The organism is Candidatus Zymogenaceae bacterium (assembly GCA_016931225.1).
Classification (GTDB): Bacteria; Desulfobacterota; Zymogenia; order Zymogenales; family Zymogenaceae; genus JAFGFE01.
In genome coordinates this window covers 54,006-71,851 of record JAFGFE010000020.1, presented here as the reverse complement: position 1 = coordinate 71,851, position 17,846 = coordinate 54,006, and the positions used below count along the sequence as shown (strand labels likewise).

The following is a 17,846-nucleotide window of genomic DNA, read 5'->3' as shown; positions in this document are numbered from 1 at the left end:
ATGCTTCTTTGGTGGATTTTCTCTATCCATTCACCTTTAAGGGGTAAAGAATACAAGAAAGCGCCGTCATGCTTCCATGACGGCGCTTTCGGTTCAGGGGGTTTTTTATAATTTCTGTTATCGTTCTATTTACACCGCCCGGGCCGCCTCGAAGCCCTCGTGGATGGCGTCCATGGCCTTGGCCACCTGCCGGGCGTCTCCCACCACGTGATACGCGATTTTCTTTTTCTTTAAAAGCTCTTCCAGGGGATTGTAGGACTTCGCCCCCACGGCCATTACCACCGTGTCGGCGGGGATTTCCGTTTCGCCGTCCGGCCCCTCCAGCACCACCGAGTTCTCGGTGATTTTTTTCGCCGTGGTGGCTTTCATCGTCGTCACGTTGTAATGATCCAGGTCCTGGAGCATGCCCCACCGGGTGGTCCGGCCGATGTCCGGCCCGATGCGGTCCTGCATTTCCACCAGGGTTACTTCCTTTGATCCCTGCGTCGCCAGGTCGTAGAGGTCCTCGACGGGCTCGGCCTTGTTGACGAGGAGGAACTTGACCATGTCGCCAGTGAGGGTTCCCTTCTCGGCCAGGTGAAGCGCCGTCTCCACTCCCACGGCGCCGCCGCCGATGACCACTACATGCTTCCCGGTGTTGACCGTATCCCGAAGCACGTCCCAGGCCCCCACCACGTGGGGCTGGTCCGCGCCGGGTATGGGCGGATTCAGCTCGACGGCCCCGGTGGCAAGAATCACCACGTCCGGCTTCTCGGTATCGATCACCTTCTCGTCCACCGCCGTCCCCAGCATCACCTTCTTGACGCCGCTGGGGCCGAGCTGGGCCTCCAGATCGAACGCCAGCTCGATGAACTCGTCCCGTCCCGGAGGCGCTCCCGCCAGGTGAAGCTGCCCGCCCAGACAGTCGTCCTTTTCGTAAAGACACACGTCGTGCCCGCGCCCGGCCGCCGTGGCGGCGGCGCTCATGCCGGCGGCTCCGCCGCCCACCACCAGGATTTTCTTCGGCTCTTTCGTTTTTTCAACCACCCGGTCGATCTCGTGTCCGGCCCGGGGGTTGCAGAGGCACTCCACCGGCTGCATCACGAACAGGTGATCGAAGCAGCCCTGGCCGCAGGCCACGCAGTGGATGATTTCCTTCTCCCTGTTCTCGATGATTTTTTTGGGGAGGTCGGGATCGGCGATGAGCGCCCGGCCCATGCCAACCATGTCGCACATGCCGTCGATGAGAAGCTCACGGGCGGTGACAACGTCGTTGATGCGGTGGCTGCCGATGATCGGCACGTCCACCAGATCCTTGATGCCCCGGAAGAGATACGCGAACGCGCCCCGGGGGACGGACGTGACGATCTGGGGGACCCGGGCCTCGTGCCATCCCACGTTGACAGAAATGGCGTCGGCGCCGTTTTCCACCAGCTTCACGGCGTACTCCCGCATCCGGACCCTTCCGATGCCTTCCGGCATGAAGTCGTTTCCGTTGATACGCCAGATAACCGGATAATCATCCCCCACGGCCTTTCTGACCGCCCGTGCGATATCCAAGCCGAAGCGCATCCGGTTTTCCCAGGACCCGCCGTATTCATCCTCCCTTTTGTTGGTCAACTCCGAGAGGAACTGGCTGATCAGGTAGCCGGTGCCGGAGAGGATTTCCACGAAGTCGAAGCCCGCCTCTTTCGTCCGGGCGGCGGTATCCGCAAAATCCTGGATGGTCTGCTTGACCTCGTCGTATTCCAGCGCCCGGGGTGTTTCTTTAGTGAACCGGGAGGTGACGGCCGAGGGTGCAACCGAGGGCTTTCCCCCCAGGAGGATGGAGAAGTTATAACGCCCCGAGTGATTCAGCTGCAACCCCGCCCGTCCACCTCCCAGTTTCATGGCTTGTGCCAGGCGACTGAGTCCGGGAACGAACTCGTCCTTGTGCGCTCCGATGATGATGGCGCTCCCGGCGTATTCATTGACCATGCCGTAGCCGGCCACGAAGGCGCCTGCGCCCCCCCGTGCCCGCTCGGCGTAGAACTCCACCAGTTGATCGGTGACAAAGGAATTATCCACCATGGAAAGATGCATGGCCGGCATAAGAATGCGGTTCTGTATTTCCATTCCGTTTATGGTAATCGGCTCCAGCAGCGGGTCCATGTGCCCCGTGGCGTGTGTGGGTGTCATGTATCCCCCCAAACGATGTTCTTTTTGTGGGAAAGCGAAGGCTTACGAAAGGAAGTAATCACGAGATGTTGTATCTAAAAAAAGCCTTCTTCCTGTTGACAACGACCATGATAAAGTATAAAGTAATGCTTTAAACTATAACAAGATACTCCGGAATCGAAAAAAATGCAAGGAAAAATATCAGAAAAAAAACGGTGCGTTCCCATTTTTTCCGCGCATGAATACGAAGGCGGCGTTCCCACAGCGTTTATTCGGGGAAATCCGGGATGTCGCGCCCCGGCTCCTTCGATACGAATGAAACGGACCAATACCGTTGACAACTCCCCGCATCTCGGGTAGTATTTTGGAGATTTTCCCGTGTCATCTTCCGTTTATTCCGAAACGATGATACTCACTCGAAACGCACAATAAAGGAGAGTTCCAATGAAGACGCGCATCACCGAGTCCTTTGGCATCAAGTACCCGATACTCCTCTCGGGAATGAGCTGGATCAGCGTTCCAAAGATGGTGGCCGCCGTATCCAACGCCGGAGGGTTGGGGATTCTGGCAACGGGGCCGCTGAACCCGGATGAAACCCGCGCGGCCGTCAAGGAAATCCGCTCCATGACCGACAAGCCCTTCGGAGCGAACGCATCACTGTTGTTTCCCGGTGCGGCGTACAACGCCCAGGTGCTCCTGGAGGAACAGGTGCCGGTCATCAACTTCGCCCTCGGAAAGGGAGACTGGATTGTTGAAGCCGCCCACAAATACGGTGGAAAGGTGGTGGCGACGGTGGTTACCCACCGCCACGCCAAGCGGGCAGAGGACTACGGCTGCGACGGCCTGATCGTGACCGGAAACGAAGCCGCGGCCCACGGCGGAGACGCCACCACGCTTGTTTTGATCCCGAACATGGCCGACGCCGTGAAAATACCGATCATCGCCGCGGGAGGCATCGGCGACGGCCGGGGTCTGGCGGCGGCGCTGGCCCTGGGGGCCGACGCCGTGGCCATGGGAACCCGGTTCATGACCAGCCAGGAGAGCGAGCTGCACGAGCGCTTCAAGGAGCTCTCCATCGAAAAGACGGTGTACGACACCCTCTATTCAGACAAGTTCGACGGCCTGTGGTGCCGGGTGATGGACACCCCTCCCGCCCGCAGGGCGCTCAAGCGGGGCCTCAACTACACCGGCGCACTGTTCAACTCCAAGATCATCTCCGATCAATTGGGACTGCCCTGGTTCAAGCTCTTTGTCGGCGTGATGCTGTCCGGCTGGAAGAACGCCAAGCAGCTTGCATACCTGGCGAACGCCTTCAAGGCCATCAAGCTTGCCACCGAGGACGGCGACCTGGAAGAGGGCGTCCTGACGGTGGGGCAGGTCCAGGGATTGGTGCGGGATATTCCCACCGTGGAGGAGCTGATCACGAGGATGGTCAAGGAGGCCACGGAGATCCGGAAAAAAATGGACACCATGTTGCCATAACCCGAGTGGACGGATGAGTCTGCCTTGCTCATACGATAATAGAGAGATACAAAAGGGGACGGCTGCGGGCCGTCCCCCATATACCGTTTCATATTCTGCGGTGACGGTTCCCGGCGGCTGTTTCATTCTGTATGTTCCGTTGGGTGTGTTATAGGCTATTTTTCAGGAGATATTGTATGAAGACCCGCATAACCGAACTTTTCGGCATCGAGTATCCGATAATCCTCTCGGGAATGAGCTGGATCAGCCTGCCCAAGATGGTGGCCGCCGTATCCAACGCCGGTGGACTGGGAATCCTGGCCACGGGCCCCCTGAGTCATGATGAATGCAAGGAGGCGATTCGGGAGATTCGCTCCCTGACCGACAAGCCCTTTGGGGCGAACGCATCGCTGATGCTGCCGGGAGCCCAGGACAATGCACGGGTACTTTTGGAAGAGAAGGTGCCGGTCATCAACTTCGCCCTGGGGAAGGGGGACTGGCTGGTGGAAGAGGCCCATAAATACGGCGGGAAGGTGATCGCCACGGTGGTGACTCATCGCCACGCCAAAAGGGCCCAGGAATACGGCTGCGACGCCGTGATCGTAACCGGACACGAGGCGGCGGGACACGGGGGAGACGCCACGAGCCTGGTGCTCATCCCGAGCATTGTAGACAGCCTCGACATCCCGGTAATCGCCGCCGGCGGCTTCGCCGACGGCCGGGGAGTGGCGGCGGCCCTGTCCTTGGGGGCCGACGGCGTAGCCATGGGAACCCGGTTCATGACCACCAAGGAGAGCGGGCTTCACGATAACTTCAAGGAGCTGTCGGTTGAAAAGTCGGTATACGATACCATATACTCCACCCGCATCGACGGCATCCCCTGCAGGGTGATGGACACCCCCCCCGCCCGTCGCCAGGTCAAGCGGGGGCTGAATATGCCCGCAGCGTTCTTCAACTCCCGGATCATCGCCAAGCAATTGGGGCTTCCCTGGCTGAAGCTCTTTGTGGGCGTGATGCTGTCCGGATGGAAAAACGCCAAACAGATGGCGTTTCTGGCAAACACGTATCAAAACGCGCTGCTCGCCACCGAGCTTGGAGATGTCGAGCATGGGATTTTACCGGGGGGACAGGTCGCAGGACTATTGTATGATATCCCCACGGTGGCGGAGCTGATGGAGCGTACCGTCAAAGAGGCACAGGAGATATCGAAAAAACTGGTGTCCCAGGTGAAATAACTCACAGACAATAAAGACGCACGTCGAAAAATAGGGGCGGGTGTCATCCGAACGCGTTGTCTTTCCAACACGCCTTCGGAGAATACCCGCCCTTCGTTTTTCAAAAAAACGGCTCGTCAGTCGGTCACCATCAGGTTCAATGGGTCGATGTACTGGGGATCTTCTTTTTCGAATATTTCCACCATCTCCCGATGGAGACGATATTTCGACTCGCCGAACATACCGCGCTTTTTATTCAGGGTTTTCCCGAAAGCGACGGCCTCGGAGACGGTATCGTCCGCCGTGGGGCATGCCTTGACAATAACGTTGTGCTCGGCGAGTTCCATTGCCGTGTAGCGTTTCCCGGTGAGCATCATCTCGTTGAAGATGTAGTAGGGCATCGCCTTTTTTGCGAAGGCGATCATGCCGGGCAGAAAGGGGATGCCGATGTCGATCTCCGGGAAGAAGAAGAAACCCCGGTCCGATCGCATGAAGCGAAAGTCGCAGGCGCACGCGATGATGGCACCACCGGCGGCGGCGTGACCGTTGATGGCGGCGATGACCGGCATCGGGTAGAGAAGGAGCTTCTTGAATAGGTTGTTGAGGCCGTAGAGAAAATCCTTGATGGCCTGGGTGTCGTTTTCACCCATCCGCTGCATCATCCAATCCAGGTCGATTCCCTGGGACCAGTTCTTCGCATCCGACGACGCAATGACCACCGACGATACCTCGGCATCATTCAGGATGTCATCCAGAAGCGCGATTATGGTCTCGTTGTATGTGGGATTCAAACGGTTTTCACCGTTGGTCATGGTGATAACGGCAACGGTGCCGTCCTTTTTCCATTCAGCGACAGACATAGAAACCTCCAATGTATTATACGGCGCTGATATTCTTCACCCGTCCGGTCGGCCGGTCGGGAGTTCGGTTGATCGTCAATCAGTTCACGTCTATGACGACGTGATCGTATCCCGGGGGGAGCTCCACCTCCACCTTGATGGATTCCCTGCCCTTCGGTTCGTACTGCACCTCCACATCCAGCCGATCCCGATTCATAACCCCCTCGAACCTGATGGAGCCCGCCTCGTCATGGAGAGTACAGGAGAGCTCCGGGTCGTCGTTCGGCGAGGCGTAGAGGGTTAGCTTTTTCGGGAGGGCCTCCCTTCCAAAAGGAATATACTGGGCGACTTCACCCATGGGAAGGAACCTCCCCCCCCTGACATACAGCGGGATCTTACCCGGAGGGGCGGTATCTTCGTACCATCGCCCCCCCTCCCGCAGGTCGCCGGTCCAGAAATCATGCCAGTATCCCGCCGGGAGGTAGAGCCTTCGTGTATCGCTCTCGGTGAGGATCGGGGCCACCAGCAGGGTTTCACCGCACATGAACTGGTCGTCGATGTGAAGGGTGTTCGGGTCGTCCGGAAACTCAAAAAACAGGGTGCGCATCAGAGGGATGCCGACATGGGCGGATGCGATGGATTCCGAAAATATATAGGGGATCAAACGATAGCGAAGCTCCAGTATCTTTCTGACCGTCTCCTGGGTTTGTTGGGAGAAGTTCCAGGGTTCCCGGAAAAGTGGTGGACAGCCGTGGAACCTGATGTGGGATTGAAAAATAGACAGGGTGGCCCAGCGGATGTAAAGGGTGTCGTCCGGCAGGCCTACAAAACCGCCCACATCCTGGCTCCAGTAGGTGAAGCCGCACAACCCCAGGCTGAGGCCGCCCCGAAGGGAGGCGGGCATATTTGCGTAGTTCGAGGAGTTGTCCCCCGACCAGTGTACCGGGTATCGCTGGGAGCCGGCATAGGCGCTGCGGGCCCAGATGACGGCCTCTTTTGTGCCGAAGAAGTCCTGGGAGGCCTCGAACGCCGCCTTGTTGTAGAGAAGGGGGTAGAGGTTGTGCATCTGGCGGCCCGAGTATCTCAAAAACCGCTGGTGCGGCTCGATCTGCTCGCCGAAATCCACCTTGACGGCCCGCGCACCCAGGGAGAAGAGCCTTTTTAACTTTTCCCGGTACCAGCGGATTCCCTCCTCCCGGGAGAAGTCGATGACCCGGGCGAGGCCGAGGAAGACAAAAATAAACGGGCCTCTGTTTTTGGCGAAGGCCCGGCGCTCCTTTCCCTCCCTGCTGATGTCAAGGGTGTTCATCACGTACGGGATCTGCCAGAGGCAGAGCTTGAAACCCATTTTGTCCAGCTCCTGAAACATCAGGGCCGGGTCGGGAAAGCGTTTTCCATCGAAGGACCAATCGCAGGCCCACTCGACGGTGGACCAGTTTGTGTCGAGGTTCAGGACGTCCGTCGGTATTTTTTCGTGCCTGAGGCGACGGGCCACCTCCAGCACCTCCTCCTGGCTGCCGTAGCTAAGGCGGGACATCCACGTCCCCAGGGTCCAGCGGGGCGCTACCTGTGCCCTCCCGGTGAGGGCGGTATAGGACCCCAGGACCTTTTTCGGCTCCGGTCCGTAGAAGAAGTAATAATCCACCAGGTCGTTTTCCACGGCGACCTGGATTTTACTGACCTCCCGGCTTCCCACCCAGAACGTCATGGGGGCGTAATCGTTGAAGAAGACGCCGTACCCCCGTGAGCTCATGAAAAACGGGATGCTCTTGTACGAACGGGGGGAGGAATTTCCGGTGGCGTCCAGGTGCCACAGGGAGACGGTCTGTCCCACCCGATTGAGGGGGCCGAAGTATTCCCCCAGGCCGAATATCGCTTCACCCGGGAAGAGGTCGAAGTTTTCGACCGCCAGGCGTTTTTTGGGAAGGCGATTTTCAACAAAACCCAGGGGAAACGCATCGTTGGCGTTCGGAAATTCATTGTGACTGCGGCTGCCGGTCCGGGCGACGAGGTCTCCGACGGCGTCGAAAACTTCAACGCGAAAGGATTCCTTATAGACATGAAGTGTCAGCGATTCGGTGGAGATGACGTAGCGGTCGTCCTCGTCGGCATAGATCGCCTCGAAATCACTCTTCCTCCTGTTTTTCAGGCCCGTGCCGATGTCTTCATCGTATCCGTTGTCCAGGGAGTCTCCGGATATCATGGGGGTGTTGTGCGCGGGTACCTGTCGGCCCTGGGCCAGGCGCAGGCGATACGAATCTGGAGTCAAGAGGTCGATGCGCAGGGCGCATTCGGTATATTTTTCATCCGGCCCCGTGTTGTATTCAACGTGCCAGACGCCCAGCTTTCGGTTGAAGATATTATACGCCCTGGCCCGGAAGAGAAACGAATTTTTCTCCTTGTCCAAGAGGTATACATTCAAGACTGATCGGGGGGTGCGGGAAAAGAGCTTTCGGGGCAGTGAGAAGATGTCGTTTACCGGCGCTCCGTTCCTATCCATGGGGTGATCGGTCAGGCCGTAGATCACGTTCGGCTCAGAGAAGTACATCGATCTGCTTTTGAACAGGGGATAGAGCAGGCGATATTTCAGGAACCACCACGCGAGCTTGAAATAGTTGAGTTCCATAGCATCTCCGGATAGAGGCGATTCCCCCGCCGATCGATCGGCCGCGGCGGATGAGCTGGAAAAACCGCCACTTATTATATCGGATTTATTGGGGTTCCACAAGCAGAATGGAGGTGCGTTCCCCGGTTACTTACTGTCGGGACCGGCCTTTTCTGCAAGGGCTTTCACATCCTCGGGGTTCATGCGGTAGGGGAGCCATTCGGAGAGGTGATATCCTCCCAGGGACTCGTAGAACCTGATGGCCGGCGTATTCCAGTCCAGGACGTTCCACTCAAACCGGGCGCATCCCTCCCGCACGGCGATTTCCGCCAGTCGGATCATTATCGCCTTGCCGATGCCGTGTCGTCGATACTCGGGACGAATGAAAATGTCCTCCAGAAATAGCCCCGGTTTCCCCTCCCATGTGGAGTAGGTATAAAAATAGAGAGCGAATCCCGCCGGGACGTCGTTCCACAGGCACATCAGGCAGTGAAATACAGGCTTCTCTCCGAAGCCGTATCGGATGATATCTTCCGTGGAAGTCCTGACTGCGTCTGGTTCCTTCTCGTATTCGGCGAGCCCCCTGATCAGCTCGATGATGGTTTCAGCGTCGTCCGGACGCGCCGGTCGGATGGTCAGCATGGTGTTACTCCCGTTATGGAATAGGTATGACGGATGTATCGAATTCCCGCAAACATAATGGAGCCGTTGCTCGACTACTTTTTATCGGATTCGCTCCTTTTTACGAGAGCCGTTATATCCCCGGAATCCATGCGGTAGGGCACCATTCCGGGGAGGTGATATCCCCCTAGGGACCGGTAAAAATCAATGGCCGGCGTGTTCCAGTCCGGGACGATCCACTCGAAACAGACGCATCCGTCCCGTAGTGCGGTTTCGGCCATCCGGGTCATCAGTGCCCTACCGATGCCCTGTCGGCGGTACTCGGGACAGATGTAGAAACACTCCAGAAATATCACCGGTTTTCCCTTTAACGGGGAGAAGGTGTAGAAGTAGAGTGCGAATCCCGTCGGAACGTCGTTTTTTAGGCATATCAGGCAATGAAAAATCGGATTATCTTCGAAGCCGTATCGGATGATATCTTCAGTCGTGATATCGATTGTGTCCGTATCCTTTACATATTCGGCGAGTTCCCTGATTAGTTCGATGATGGTTTCGGCGTCGTCCGGACGCGCCGGTCGGATGGTCAGCATTAAACATCTCCTATCGTGGAATCGGCGTCGGCGTCCCGAACGCGGCGGCCCTCGCCGGGGTGCCCGTCTCTTCCTTTCTTGAGTATCGGTGGTATTGAGACGTCGCCGGTCGGCGCGTCCCTCAAAAGTCCTGTCGGTTTCTTTATCCGGGAACGGCGGCCTCCACCTTTTTCGCGTACCGAATGAAGGACCTGGTCCCCCCCCCGTCGGCTATGGCCTGCCTGGAGGCGGATGCGTCCCGGAAAACGACCCCGAAAAGTCGGGTGACGGGGGTGTATCGGAACGCCTCGGGCGCGAGAATGGTGGACGGCCCCAGGATCACCGTTTCTCTGGCGCGGCGGATTTGTTTTAGAATGTCATCGATGGTGTTGTTGATGATCGCCGTGGCGGTGACAATGACCAGATCGGCATCGTGGAGTTTTGTCGGGAGCTCGTCCATGTCTCCGAGTCCCCGGCTCCGATCGTATACCGAGAGGGCGGCCCCCCGCTCCCGGAGTGCCTCCTCAATCGGGAATCCCCCCACCATCACCACCCGGTCCCCGTCGGAGACCGCCAGCCGATCGAGCACGTCGCCCTCGGGGAGGGGGCCGATGTCCGCTGCCGCCAAAGCCGCCGCCGCGGCGCACCCCAGGGCGGACGCGAGGGGTTTTGCATCCCCCAGGCGAAAGAGCATATCGGTCAGGTCTCCTACCCCATTTTCGGCATCGGGTTGCGGGGACGCCCGGTGCGTGCCGTGGGCGCCCTCGAGATGGGCGACGCCGAAGCCGCCCGATTTCAGCGTCACCGCCGCATATATCCTCCCGATGGTGATATCTGTGATCTCATCGTTCACAGCCCGGGAAGAGAGCGCCTTTATAATACGTTCCGCCGTATTCATGTTTTTTCGTTTGGAATAAAGGGTTGTCATCACCGGATTTAAAATGGTATCATATCGTAAAATTAGGGTATTTTGCAACAGGGGACCGGAGAAAAAAATCTGGTGAAACAAAAGGACGACCTGTCTCGAACGCTGAAGCGCATCGACCGAAAGGGCTACAAGGCGTACAAGGACATTTTCGGCGTATACGATTTTGGGGGATATGTCCTGGCCGTCGACCATGTCCAGGGCGATCCCTTCGCCGCGCCCTCCCGCGTGTGCGTGATTACAAAGCGACAGGCCACCCGGTTTTCACAGGATCTGTTTTCGAACCGGATTCGTGTGACGGCCGCGGCCGATTTTTTGACCAGATGCTTCTCCGACGCCGCAAAGCGGATCGTCCGGGGCGGCAGGGGAATGGGAAAGAGCGGTCTGGTGGGCATCGATCGGCCAGGGCAGGAGGTGCTGCCGAGAAACTCCTGTGTCATAGATGAAGACTCCGTCCAGGTGCGTTTCGTGGTGGGCCTTCCCGCCGCGGGAAGGACGATCCTGGGAAACGAGGCGCTGTCGATATTTTTCGAGGAGATCCCCCGGGTGGTGGAGGCGTCCTTGCGGGTGGGCCCCGTCGATGAGCGGGCGTTTCGGGAACACGTCGACGCCGTTGAGGACCAGGAAGTCCTCAGAGAGCGCCTCGGGGAGATGGGGTTGGTCGCCTTCGTGGGGAACGGCTCCATCCTCCCCCGGCGAAGCGGCGTGGACGACCGCCCCCTGACGAGCGGCGCGATCCCCTTTCAATCCCCCGAGTCCCTCAGGGTCTCGGTGGACCTCCCCCACCGGGGGAGTGTCATCGGTATGGGCATCCCCCGGGGGGTGACGCTGATTGTGGGGGGGGGATTTCACGGCAAGTCAACCCTCCTTGTGGCGCTGGAGCGGGGGGTGTATCCCCATGTTCCCGGAGACGGCAGGGAGCTTGTGGTGACGGATCCCGGGGCGGTCAAGATTCGGGCCGAGGACGGGCGGTACATCGAGCGAGTGAACATCAGCCCGTTCATCACCAATCTTCCCTACGGGAGGGATACGAGCGCATTCTCCACCGACAACGCCAGCGGCTCCACGTCCCAGGCCGCCAATATCATCGAATCATTGGAAATGGGGGCGAGGGTGCTTCTGATTGACGAGGACACCTCTGCCACAAACTTCATGATCCGGGACGAGCGGATGCAGGAGCTCATCAGCAAGGAGAAGGAGCCCATCACGCCGTTTGTCGATAAAGTCAAAAAGCTCCACAGCGACTTTGGTGTCTCCACGGTCCTGGTAATGGGAGGGAGCGGGGACTACTTCGATGTGGCCGATACGGTCATCGCCATGGAGAACTATCTGCCCGAAGATGTCACCGACCGGGCGGCGGAGGTGGCTGCAAGACACAGGGCCGCCCGGACCGATGAGGGGGGTGAGGCCTTCGGTGAGATCACACAGCGCACCCCGGTGCCCGACGGCTTCGATCCGAGCCGGGGCAAGCGGGATGTGAAGATAGACGCAAAGGGATTGTATAAAATTCTCTACGGGCGGGAGGACATCGACCTATCGGGGTTGTCCCAGCTTGTGGACGAGAGCCAGACCCGGGCCATCGGAAACATCATTCATCGCTACGCCACCCGCTACGCCACCCGCGGCTTGAAGCTGTCCGAAGGAGTCCGGGAGGTATACCGGGACATGGAAGAGAGAGGGTTGGACGACCTGACGCCCTATCGAACGGGGAATCTGGCACAACCCAGGATATTCGAAGTGGCCGGCGCCATCAACAGGATGAGAACCCTCTCTGTGAAATAATTGCGGGAGTTGCGCCTCATGAAACGGGACGATAAAAACATGGACAGGACCTTTTTCTCGACGCTGGTCGACGATCTCAGGGAAAGTGTGCGCTTTCTCGATTGCGATAAAAGAATCCTGTATATCAATCCCTTCGGCGAGCGGTTGACCGGATGTGTCTCCGAAGACATTCTAGGCCGTTTTTGCGGTGACTTTACGGAGGAACATACCGACAAGTCCGGGAAGCGTCTCTGTGATACCGCATGTCCGCTGGATCATGTCCTCACCACTGGGGAGATATATAACGAACATCTCTACTTCCGAGGGAAGAACGGCGATGTCATCCCGGTCATGGTGCGGGTGCTGCCGGCGAAAGATGCAGAGGGAAGGATGATCGGACTTGTGGAGGTGATGAGTGACGATCGACCGAGACTGGAAAGCGAAGAGCTCAAGCGGGATATTCAGCGCATCATTCCGGTGGATATCCTGACCGGCCTCTACACCCGGGAAAAAATCCTGGAGTTCTTCGAGGTAAAGCTGGAAAATTCGAGGCGCTACGATGCACCCCTGGGCGTGGTGATGGTTGTCCTTCAAAACAGCGACAAGATCAGAAAGAGATTCGGGGACAAGAAGCTGCAAGAGGTCATCCAGAGAATCGGATATCTTATTCGAATGAACACCCGCAGGGGCGACGTATCCGGGCGGCTGGGGCCTGTGGAGTTTCTGATGCTGCTGCCCAATGCGAATGAGGGCGACACCACAATGGTCGCCGAAAAACTCGAACGGATTATCAGAGATGATTCCGGACTGGTGTTGCCCGAGCGATTCACGGTCATCACCGGATCCAGCCAGTACGCCACGGGGGACGACATTGACAGTCTCATCGAGCGGGCCAGGGAAAATCCGATGTAGATCGAGAGAGAGGTCGCGTAAAAAAACGGCCGATCCCCGTAGTGGGGGTCGGCCGTTCGTATGAAGCTATCAACGTCCCGTGAGTGCCGAAATCTCCTCGATCGTCAAAAAGCCAAACAGGAGTTTCAAGAGAAATACCGGGGCGAACCGGGCGAATCCAACAGGGGCGGTAAGGACCGTACCCGCCGGCATCCAGAGATACACCGGTGCGGCGTATCCCCCCGAGACGCCTTTTATATCAGGAGAAAAAGCCCTTCACCTCGGCGGCGGCGTCTTCGGGCGTGATGATGGTCAGCACCTCGTCGTGCAGCAGCTCCAGGTAGTTGATATCGCTGGCGCCCATGGGCGGCAGTGTTGTGCGGGGCACCACCCGGGCATGGGTGGGGTAGGGTGAATCCTGATTGATCGCCGAATAGAGGGCCAGGTTGAACGAGGCGAAGTTGCGGGAGCCGAGATAGGCGAGGATACGGGTCACCCCCCGGCAGAAGGCCACCATGGCATTGGAGTCGAGGGATATCAGGGGCTCTTTTGATTCGAACACCGCCAGGAATTCGGCGATGCCCTTGGGCGCGAAGGATGACAGCCACGTGACGCCGTCTCCCGCGTCGATGAAGCGCACCCCCGCCTCCTTCTCCAGTCTGACCAGATCGTCGAAGAAGAAGGCGCCCTCCTCCTCCCGGTACTTCCGCGCGGCCAGGGTGAACTCCCGCTGGTAGGTGGTGGGGATATCTCCGGCGATCACCTGGATGTGGGGGTGGATGATGCTCCCTCCGGCGGTGGGCATGTAATTCATACTGATGGAGTGATAGACGGCCGAATCTTCGTATTCGGCGACATGTCTGATATAGTCGACGGACGCAGCAAAGGCATTGGTCAGGGTTTCGGGCCGGAAGGCGTCTATGGGGGTATAATGATCGTCCCCCACCACCGCCACGGCGCTGTGGGCGTCATAGGGGAAGGCGTTGGGGAAGAGGAGTGAATCCCCCCGCTCGATGCGGCCCTCGGGTACGATCTCTTCGGGAAACCGGGGCGTCTTTTCATAGACACCCGGCTTGCAGAAGGGGCAAAAGGGTTGAGTGGCTTCGGCCAAGGGCGTGGGATCGGGCGGCGGCGGCAGAGTCACCGGGAAATAGATAATGCGGCTGGTCTTTCCCGTGAGGGGATCTATGCGGATGTCGGTTGTGCGGGAGGTCTTCTTGAATTCGTTAAAGGGATCGTGAAAGACGGCGTCCCTCTTGACGGAGACAAATTTCATGATCGACTCCTCTCCTGTTCTGTATCGGAGTTCACGGTATTTTCAGACTTTTTCGCGTCCCTTTTTCTGCGAATCAACCGGTAGACAACATACCCCAGCGTGAGGACCGCCAGCCCCGCCAGCACGGCCCGTGAATAGGTATCCAGATATCCCTTCAGGACGTCCCAGTCGGACCCGGCGCGATATCCGAGACCGGCGATGAGGAGATTCCAGAGCAGTATGCTGATAAAGCTGTAGACGGCTACCCTGACCGGCGGCATTTTAGCGATGCCCGCTGCGATGAAGAAAAAGGTTCGAAACGCGGGGATGAAGCGGTTGACGATAATGATGGCGCCGCCCCTGCGACGATATATGTTTTCCAAAGACTGGACCCGGGCGGCGTCGAAGAAGCGGAGGTTCTTTTTGAGAAAATACTTACGCCCCTTGGTGACCCCGAATGCATAGATGCCCATGGATCCCAGGAAGCTTCCCGCCGTTGCGGCGGTGAAGGTCCAGATGAGGGGGATATCCCCCAGGCCGGAGAGAAACGCCCCGAACAACAGCACGGTGTCTCCCGGGAACGGGGGAAAGATATATTCGATGCCGGAACCGAGAAAGAGCATAACGTAGACCAGAAACACCGCGTTGGTCTGCATCAGCTCAAGGGCGAATTCTTCCATACATCAGCCTGGACCAGTGTGTGTGGGTCGTGTCGTCGCGGGTCGGGCATCGATGTCCGCAATAGTCCCGACGATCATTTCTCCTTATCCGACAGTTCCCCGCCGCATGTGGGCGAGAGGTCTCGAAACTGCACAAGACGTGCATCATCATCCCAGTATTCAGCGCCCCGGGAAACCTCAACGACCTCGCCCGATTCATCCAGGATGAAGGTGGTCGGAACGGAGGTCACGCCGTAGTCCCGTGCCAGTGTCTGTTCATTGTCGATGAGCACCTCGAACGTGAAGCCGTTGTCGTCAATATAGTTCTGTACCTTGCTGACGATCTTTTCCTGGTTTCCGGAGTCAACACTGACGGCCAGAATCACAAAGTCGCAGCCGGCCATCTTGTCTTTCAGGCTTTCAATGGAGGGCATCTCCGCCTTGCAGGGGGGGCACCAGGAGGCCCAGAAATTCAGAAAAACCACCTTGCCCCGATAATCCGAGAGGCTCACGGTCTTTCCGTCCAGGGTCTCGATGGTGAATTCGGGGGCGGCGTCACCGACTCGCGGACAATCCGCCGCCCGGACCTGCAGCACGGCGGATCCGAAGATGAAGACCGTCGTCAAGGCAAGAATCGCCCCAATGTAGCTGATTCTGTTTTTCATGGGTCGGTTTCTCCCGTGTGTTTTTGTGTGATGTTTTTTTGTATATACCGTATATCCGGAACCCGGCGTATGGACTTGATTGGTGTTATTGGGCCATGAGATCCCTGAATTGAGAGAGGCGCCTCTCGGAGTTCCAGTCTTCCGCGCCACGGGAAATCTCCACCACGGTGCCGTTTTTATCGATGATATAGCTTGTGGGAATGGCCCGCACTCCATAGGGTTCCGCCACGATCTGGTCTTTGTCGTGGAGTATTTCAAACGTGTATCCGTTTTGCGTGATAAATTCCCTGACCTTGTCCGTCACTCCGCCGTCTATGTTGATCGCGATGATCACGAAATCCTCGTCACCCAATGTTTGGTGGAGGCGTTCCATCGACGGCATCTCGGACCTGCAGGGGGAACACCAGGAAGCCCAGAAGTTGAGGAGTACGACACGGCCCTGATAATCCGAGAGGGTCACCTTTGTGCCGTTGATACTGGTAAGGGTGAAGTCCGGGGCCGGATTCCCCACGGAGGGGATGTCGGCACGCCCCGAATCGAGACAACCCGGGAGGACGACGATAACGAAAAATAAAATAAAAGCGATCAGTATAAAAAGCATCGGTTGAAAAGGTCTTTTCATTGCGAGTATCTTTCTTTTTTGAGAATATACGGGGACACGGAAAATCCGGTGGGTTTTCCGAAGCGATTCACATCATATCATTTACCATGCCTTTATGATAACATATTTTTACATGTGTGCCAGACATATTGCCCTGCGGGTGAAGTATGACGTCTACCGAAACGGACAAAACGAAATATACACGGCTCATCGCATGCATTCGCCCGCATGAGGCCGCGACCCTCGCAGTATCCGGTGGCGTTGATTCCCTCCTGCTGCTGCATGCCGCCCGGGAGGCGCTGGATGACAATATCGTTGCATATACCGCCACAGGACCGTTCTTCGATCCCGATGAGACCGGACGCGCCGCAGAAGAGGCCGAACTTTTGGGAGTGACACACCGGGAGATTTTTTTTGACCCGTTCTCCATCGATGATCTGGTCAGAAACGGGCCGGATCGATGCTATATCTGCAAGCTGCGTCTCTTTGGATATGTATTAGATGCCGCACGGAGAGAAGGGTTTCATGTTGTCATGGACGGTACCAATGCGGACGATCCGGGCGATTATCGTCCGGGCATCCGGGCACTTGGGGAGCTGAAGGTCGTCTCGCCGCTGTGGGAGGCGGGCCTTACAAAGAAAGACATTCGTGCGTTATCGCGAATGCTCGGTATCGAGGGGGGCGATCGTCCGGCGAAAGCATGTTACGCCTCGCGGTTTCCCTACGGCGAGCGGATCACTCCCGAGGGGGTTGAGCGGGTCAGGAAGGCCGAGGCACATCTTTCCGAAATGGGATTTGTGCAGTATCGCGTCCGCAGTCACGGGGACGCGGCCCGGGTGGAAATCGCAACGGGCGAGATGGACCGGGCCCTCCGCCGCGACGTGGCCACGGAGATCTCCCGGCGGCTCAAGGAGGCGGGGTTTCTCTATGTCTCGCTGGATCTGGATGGATACCGAACGGGAAGCCTCAACGCGTTCCTGGATGACGCGGTCTTTACTAGGAAAGATGCAACGAAAAAATAAAATTCCTCTCATGCAGGTGTCGGAGGGATCCCCGTGGGAATGAAAACGGTGAACACGGCAAATAATCGGGGATAAGCCGCCGGTTGCGTATTCACAGGGAACATATGTTTTTCTCGATCTGCCCGAGGGAAAAGATGCTCGCTAAAAGAAGATGAAGGAGCCGGTCACTCTTTCGGCCCCTTGTGTTTTTATTATGTTTCGTCCGGCCCCGGGCTTGAAAAAAACCTGACTGATTTATTCCGCGGCGGCGTTCAGCTCTTCAAGGATATCGTCGATATTCAGCCCGTGCACGCTGGCGCCGTCGTTGAGCGTTTCCATTCTGGCGGCGGGACACGCAAAGCAGCCCCCATGGAAGTGTTTTCGAAACACATCGGCGGTTTCCGGATATTTTTCTATCACCTCAAAAATCGACATATCAGCCGTTATTTTCCTGTCGTTGCTCATTCAATCGTCTCCTTTCGGATAATTTTCACAGGTCACATCAAGTATAATTAAGATAATATCGCCTACTTATTTTGTCAAGTAATTTCGCTTCTGTCTTTTATTTATTATGGGTGAAAGATCGCACCCGTATCGGCTCGCCCCCGTCCGTTTTCCCCGTATCGTTTACGCCCCTTCCCTT

General features: G+C 57.5%; 16 protein-coding genes. 5 read left to right on the top strand and 11 right to left on the bottom strand.

Annotation, left to right across the window (positions count from 1 at the left end):
- Nucleotides 1–129: 129 nt before the first annotated feature.
- Complete coding sequence (locus JW885_09170; GenBank protein ID MBN1882330.1) at nucleotides 130–2,130, bottom strand: FAD-dependent oxidoreductase; 2,001 nt, start codon at nucleotides 2,128–2,130, stop codon at nucleotides 130–132.
- A gap of 450 nt (nucleotides 2,131–2,580) precedes the next feature.
- Here JW885_09170 and JW885_09165 point away from each other — a divergent pair, with 450 nt between their 5' ends.
- Together JW885_09165 and JW885_09160 are read left to right on the top strand one after the other, a co-directional pair.
- Nucleotides 2,581–3,618, top strand: coding sequence for a nitronate monooxygenase (locus JW885_09165; GenBank protein ID MBN1882329.1), 1,038 nt, complete (start codon nucleotides 2,581–2,583; stop codon nucleotides 3,616–3,618).
- Nucleotides 3,619–3,794: 176 nt separating this feature from the next.
- Nucleotides 3,795–4,832, top strand: a complete 1,038-nt coding sequence (locus JW885_09160) for a nitronate monooxygenase (GenBank protein ID MBN1882328.1) — start codon at nucleotides 3,795–3,797, stop codon at nucleotides 4,830–4,832.
- 116 nt (nucleotides 4,833–4,948) lie between these two features.
- Here JW885_09160 and JW885_09155 read toward each other — a convergent pair whose 3' ends face one another.
- From JW885_09155 to JW885_09135, 5 genes are all read right to left on the bottom strand, one after another.
- Entirely contained in the window at nucleotides 4,949–5,671 is a 723-nt protein-coding gene (locus JW885_09155; protein ID MBN1882327.1) for an enoyl-CoA hydratase/isomerase family protein, read from the bottom strand.
- Nucleotides 5,672–5,750: 79 nt separating this feature from the next.
- Entirely contained in the window at nucleotides 5,751–8,276 is a 2,526-nt protein-coding gene (locus tag JW885_09150) for a DUF4968 domain-containing protein (GenBank protein MBN1882326.1), read from the bottom strand.
- Between the two features lie 126 nt (nucleotides 8,277–8,402).
- Nucleotides 8,403–8,897: a GNAT family N-acetyltransferase gene (locus tag JW885_09145; protein MBN1882325.1), complete on the bottom strand. Its 495-nt coding sequence runs from the start codon at nucleotides 8,895–8,897 to the stop codon at nucleotides 8,403–8,405.
- A 74-nt stretch (nucleotides 8,898–8,971) separates the two neighbouring features.
- Entirely contained in the window at nucleotides 8,972–9,466 is a 495-nt protein-coding gene (locus tag JW885_09140; GenBank protein MBN1882324.1) for a GNAT family N-acetyltransferase, read from the bottom strand.
- Between the two features lie 142 nt (nucleotides 9,467–9,608).
- Nucleotides 9,609–10,343: a hypothetical protein gene (locus tag JW885_09135; protein ID MBN1882323.1), complete on the bottom strand. Its 735-nt coding sequence runs from the start codon at nucleotides 10,341–10,343 to the stop codon at nucleotides 9,609–9,611.
- Between the two features lie 102 nt (nucleotides 10,344–10,445).
- Here JW885_09135 and JW885_09130 point away from each other — a divergent pair, with 102 nt between their 5' ends.
- Together JW885_09130 and JW885_09125 are read left to right on the top strand one after the other, a co-directional pair.
- Nucleotides 10,446–12,152 (top strand): ABC-ATPase domain-containing protein, encoded by a 1,707-nt coding sequence (locus JW885_09130; protein ID MBN1882322.1) that lies wholly within the window; start codon nucleotides 10,446–10,448, stop codon nucleotides 12,150–12,152.
- Between the two features lie 18 nt (nucleotides 12,153–12,170).
- The gene (locus JW885_09125; GenBank protein MBN1882321.1) at nucleotides 12,171–13,043 is read left to right on the top strand and encodes a diguanylate cyclase; all 873 of its coding nucleotides are present in this window, start codon (nucleotides 12,171–12,173) and stop codon (nucleotides 13,041–13,043) included.
- A gap of 238 nt (nucleotides 13,044–13,281) precedes the next feature.
- Here the strand turns inward: JW885_09125 and JW885_09120 are convergent, their stop codons facing one another.
- From JW885_09120 to JW885_09105, 4 genes are all read right to left on the bottom strand, one after another.
- Nucleotides 13,282–14,298, bottom strand: coding sequence for a hypothetical protein (locus tag JW885_09120; protein MBN1882320.1), 1,017 nt, complete (start codon nucleotides 14,296–14,298; stop codon nucleotides 13,282–13,284).
- On the bottom strand, nucleotides 14,295–14,957 hold the full coding sequence (locus JW885_09115) for a DedA family protein (protein MBN1882319.1): 663 nt from the start codon (nucleotides 14,955–14,957) through the stop codon (nucleotides 14,295–14,297). Before JW885_09115 ends, JW885_09120 begins: the two co-directional genes overlap by 4 nt.
- Before the next feature lie 74 nt (nucleotides 14,958–15,031).
- Nucleotides 15,032–15,601: a TlpA family protein disulfide reductase gene (locus JW885_09110; protein ID MBN1882318.1), complete on the bottom strand. Its 570-nt coding sequence runs from the start codon at nucleotides 15,599–15,601 to the stop codon at nucleotides 15,032–15,034.
- 85 nt (nucleotides 15,602–15,686) lie between these two features.
- Nucleotides 15,687–16,223: a TlpA family protein disulfide reductase gene (locus JW885_09105; GenBank protein MBN1882317.1), complete on the bottom strand. Its 537-nt coding sequence runs from the start codon at nucleotides 16,221–16,223 to the stop codon at nucleotides 15,687–15,689.
- Between the two features lie 146 nt (nucleotides 16,224–16,369).
- Between JW885_09105 and larE the strand changes: the two genes are divergently transcribed.
- Nucleotides 16,370–17,224, top strand: coding sequence for an ATP-dependent sacrificial sulfur transferase LarE (gene larE, locus JW885_09100; GenBank protein MBN1882316.1), 855 nt, complete (start codon nucleotides 16,370–16,372; stop codon nucleotides 17,222–17,224).
- A gap of 234 nt (nucleotides 17,225–17,458) precedes the next feature.
- Here the strand turns inward: larE and JW885_09095 are convergent, their stop codons facing one another.
- Nucleotides 17,459–17,668, bottom strand: coding sequence for a DUF1858 domain-containing protein (locus JW885_09095; GenBank protein ID MBN1882315.1), 210 nt, complete (start codon nucleotides 17,666–17,668; stop codon nucleotides 17,459–17,461).
- Nucleotides 17,669–17,846: the final 178 nt, after the last annotated feature.

Bases quoted from the DNA above. Each gene is read 5' to 3' on its own strand.
- JW885_09115 (MBN1882319.1), bottom strand. From the start codon at position 14,957: ATGGAAGAATTCGCCCTTGAGCTGATGCAGACCAACGCGGTGTTTCTG.
- larE (MBN1882316.1), top strand. From the start codon at position 16,370: ATGACGTCTACCGAAACGGACAAAACGAAATATACACGGCTCATCGCA.
- JW885_09125 (MBN1882321.1), top strand. From the start codon at position 12,171: ATGAAACGGGACGATAAAAACATGGACAGGACCTTTTTCTCGACGCTG.
- JW885_09135 (MBN1882323.1), bottom strand. From the start codon at position 10,343: ATGAATACGGCGGAACGTATTATAAAGGCGCTCTCTTCCCGGGCTGTG.
- JW885_09095 (MBN1882315.1), bottom strand. From the start codon at position 17,668: ATGAGCAACGACAGGAAAATAACGGCTGATATGTCGATTTTTGAGGTG.
- JW885_09110 (MBN1882318.1), bottom strand. From the start codon at position 15,601: ATGAAAAACAGAATCAGCTACATTGGGGCGATTCTTGCCTTGACGACG.
- JW885_09150 (MBN1882326.1), bottom strand. From the start codon at position 8,276: ATGGAACTCAACTATTTCAAGCTCGCGTGGTGGTTCCTGAAATATCGC.
- JW885_09160 (MBN1882328.1), top strand. From the start codon at position 3,795: ATGAAGACCCGCATAACCGAACTTTTCGGCATCGAGTATCCGATAATC.
- JW885_09120 (MBN1882320.1), bottom strand. From the start codon at position 14,298: ATGAAATTTGTCTCCGTCAAGAGGGACGCCGTCTTTCACGATCCCTTT.
- JW885_09105 (MBN1882317.1), bottom strand. From the start codon at position 16,223: ATGAAAAGACCTTTTCAACCGATGCTTTTTATACTGATCGCTTTTATT.
- JW885_09140 (MBN1882324.1), bottom strand. From the start codon at position 9,466: ATGCTGACCATCCGACCGGCGCGTCCGGACGACGCCGAAACCATCATC.
- JW885_09155 (MBN1882327.1), bottom strand. From the start codon at position 5,671: ATGTCTGTCGCTGAATGGAAAAAGGACGGCACCGTTGCCGTTATCACC.
- JW885_09145 (MBN1882325.1), bottom strand. From the start codon at position 8,897: ATGCTGACCATCCGACCGGCGCGTCCGGACGACGCTGAAACCATCATC.
- JW885_09165 (MBN1882329.1), top strand. From the start codon at position 2,581: ATGAAGACGCGCATCACCGAGTCCTTTGGCATCAAGTACCCGATACTC.
- JW885_09170 (MBN1882330.1), bottom strand. From the start codon at position 2,130: ATGGACCCGCTGCTGGAGCCGATTACCATAAACGGAATGGAAATACAG.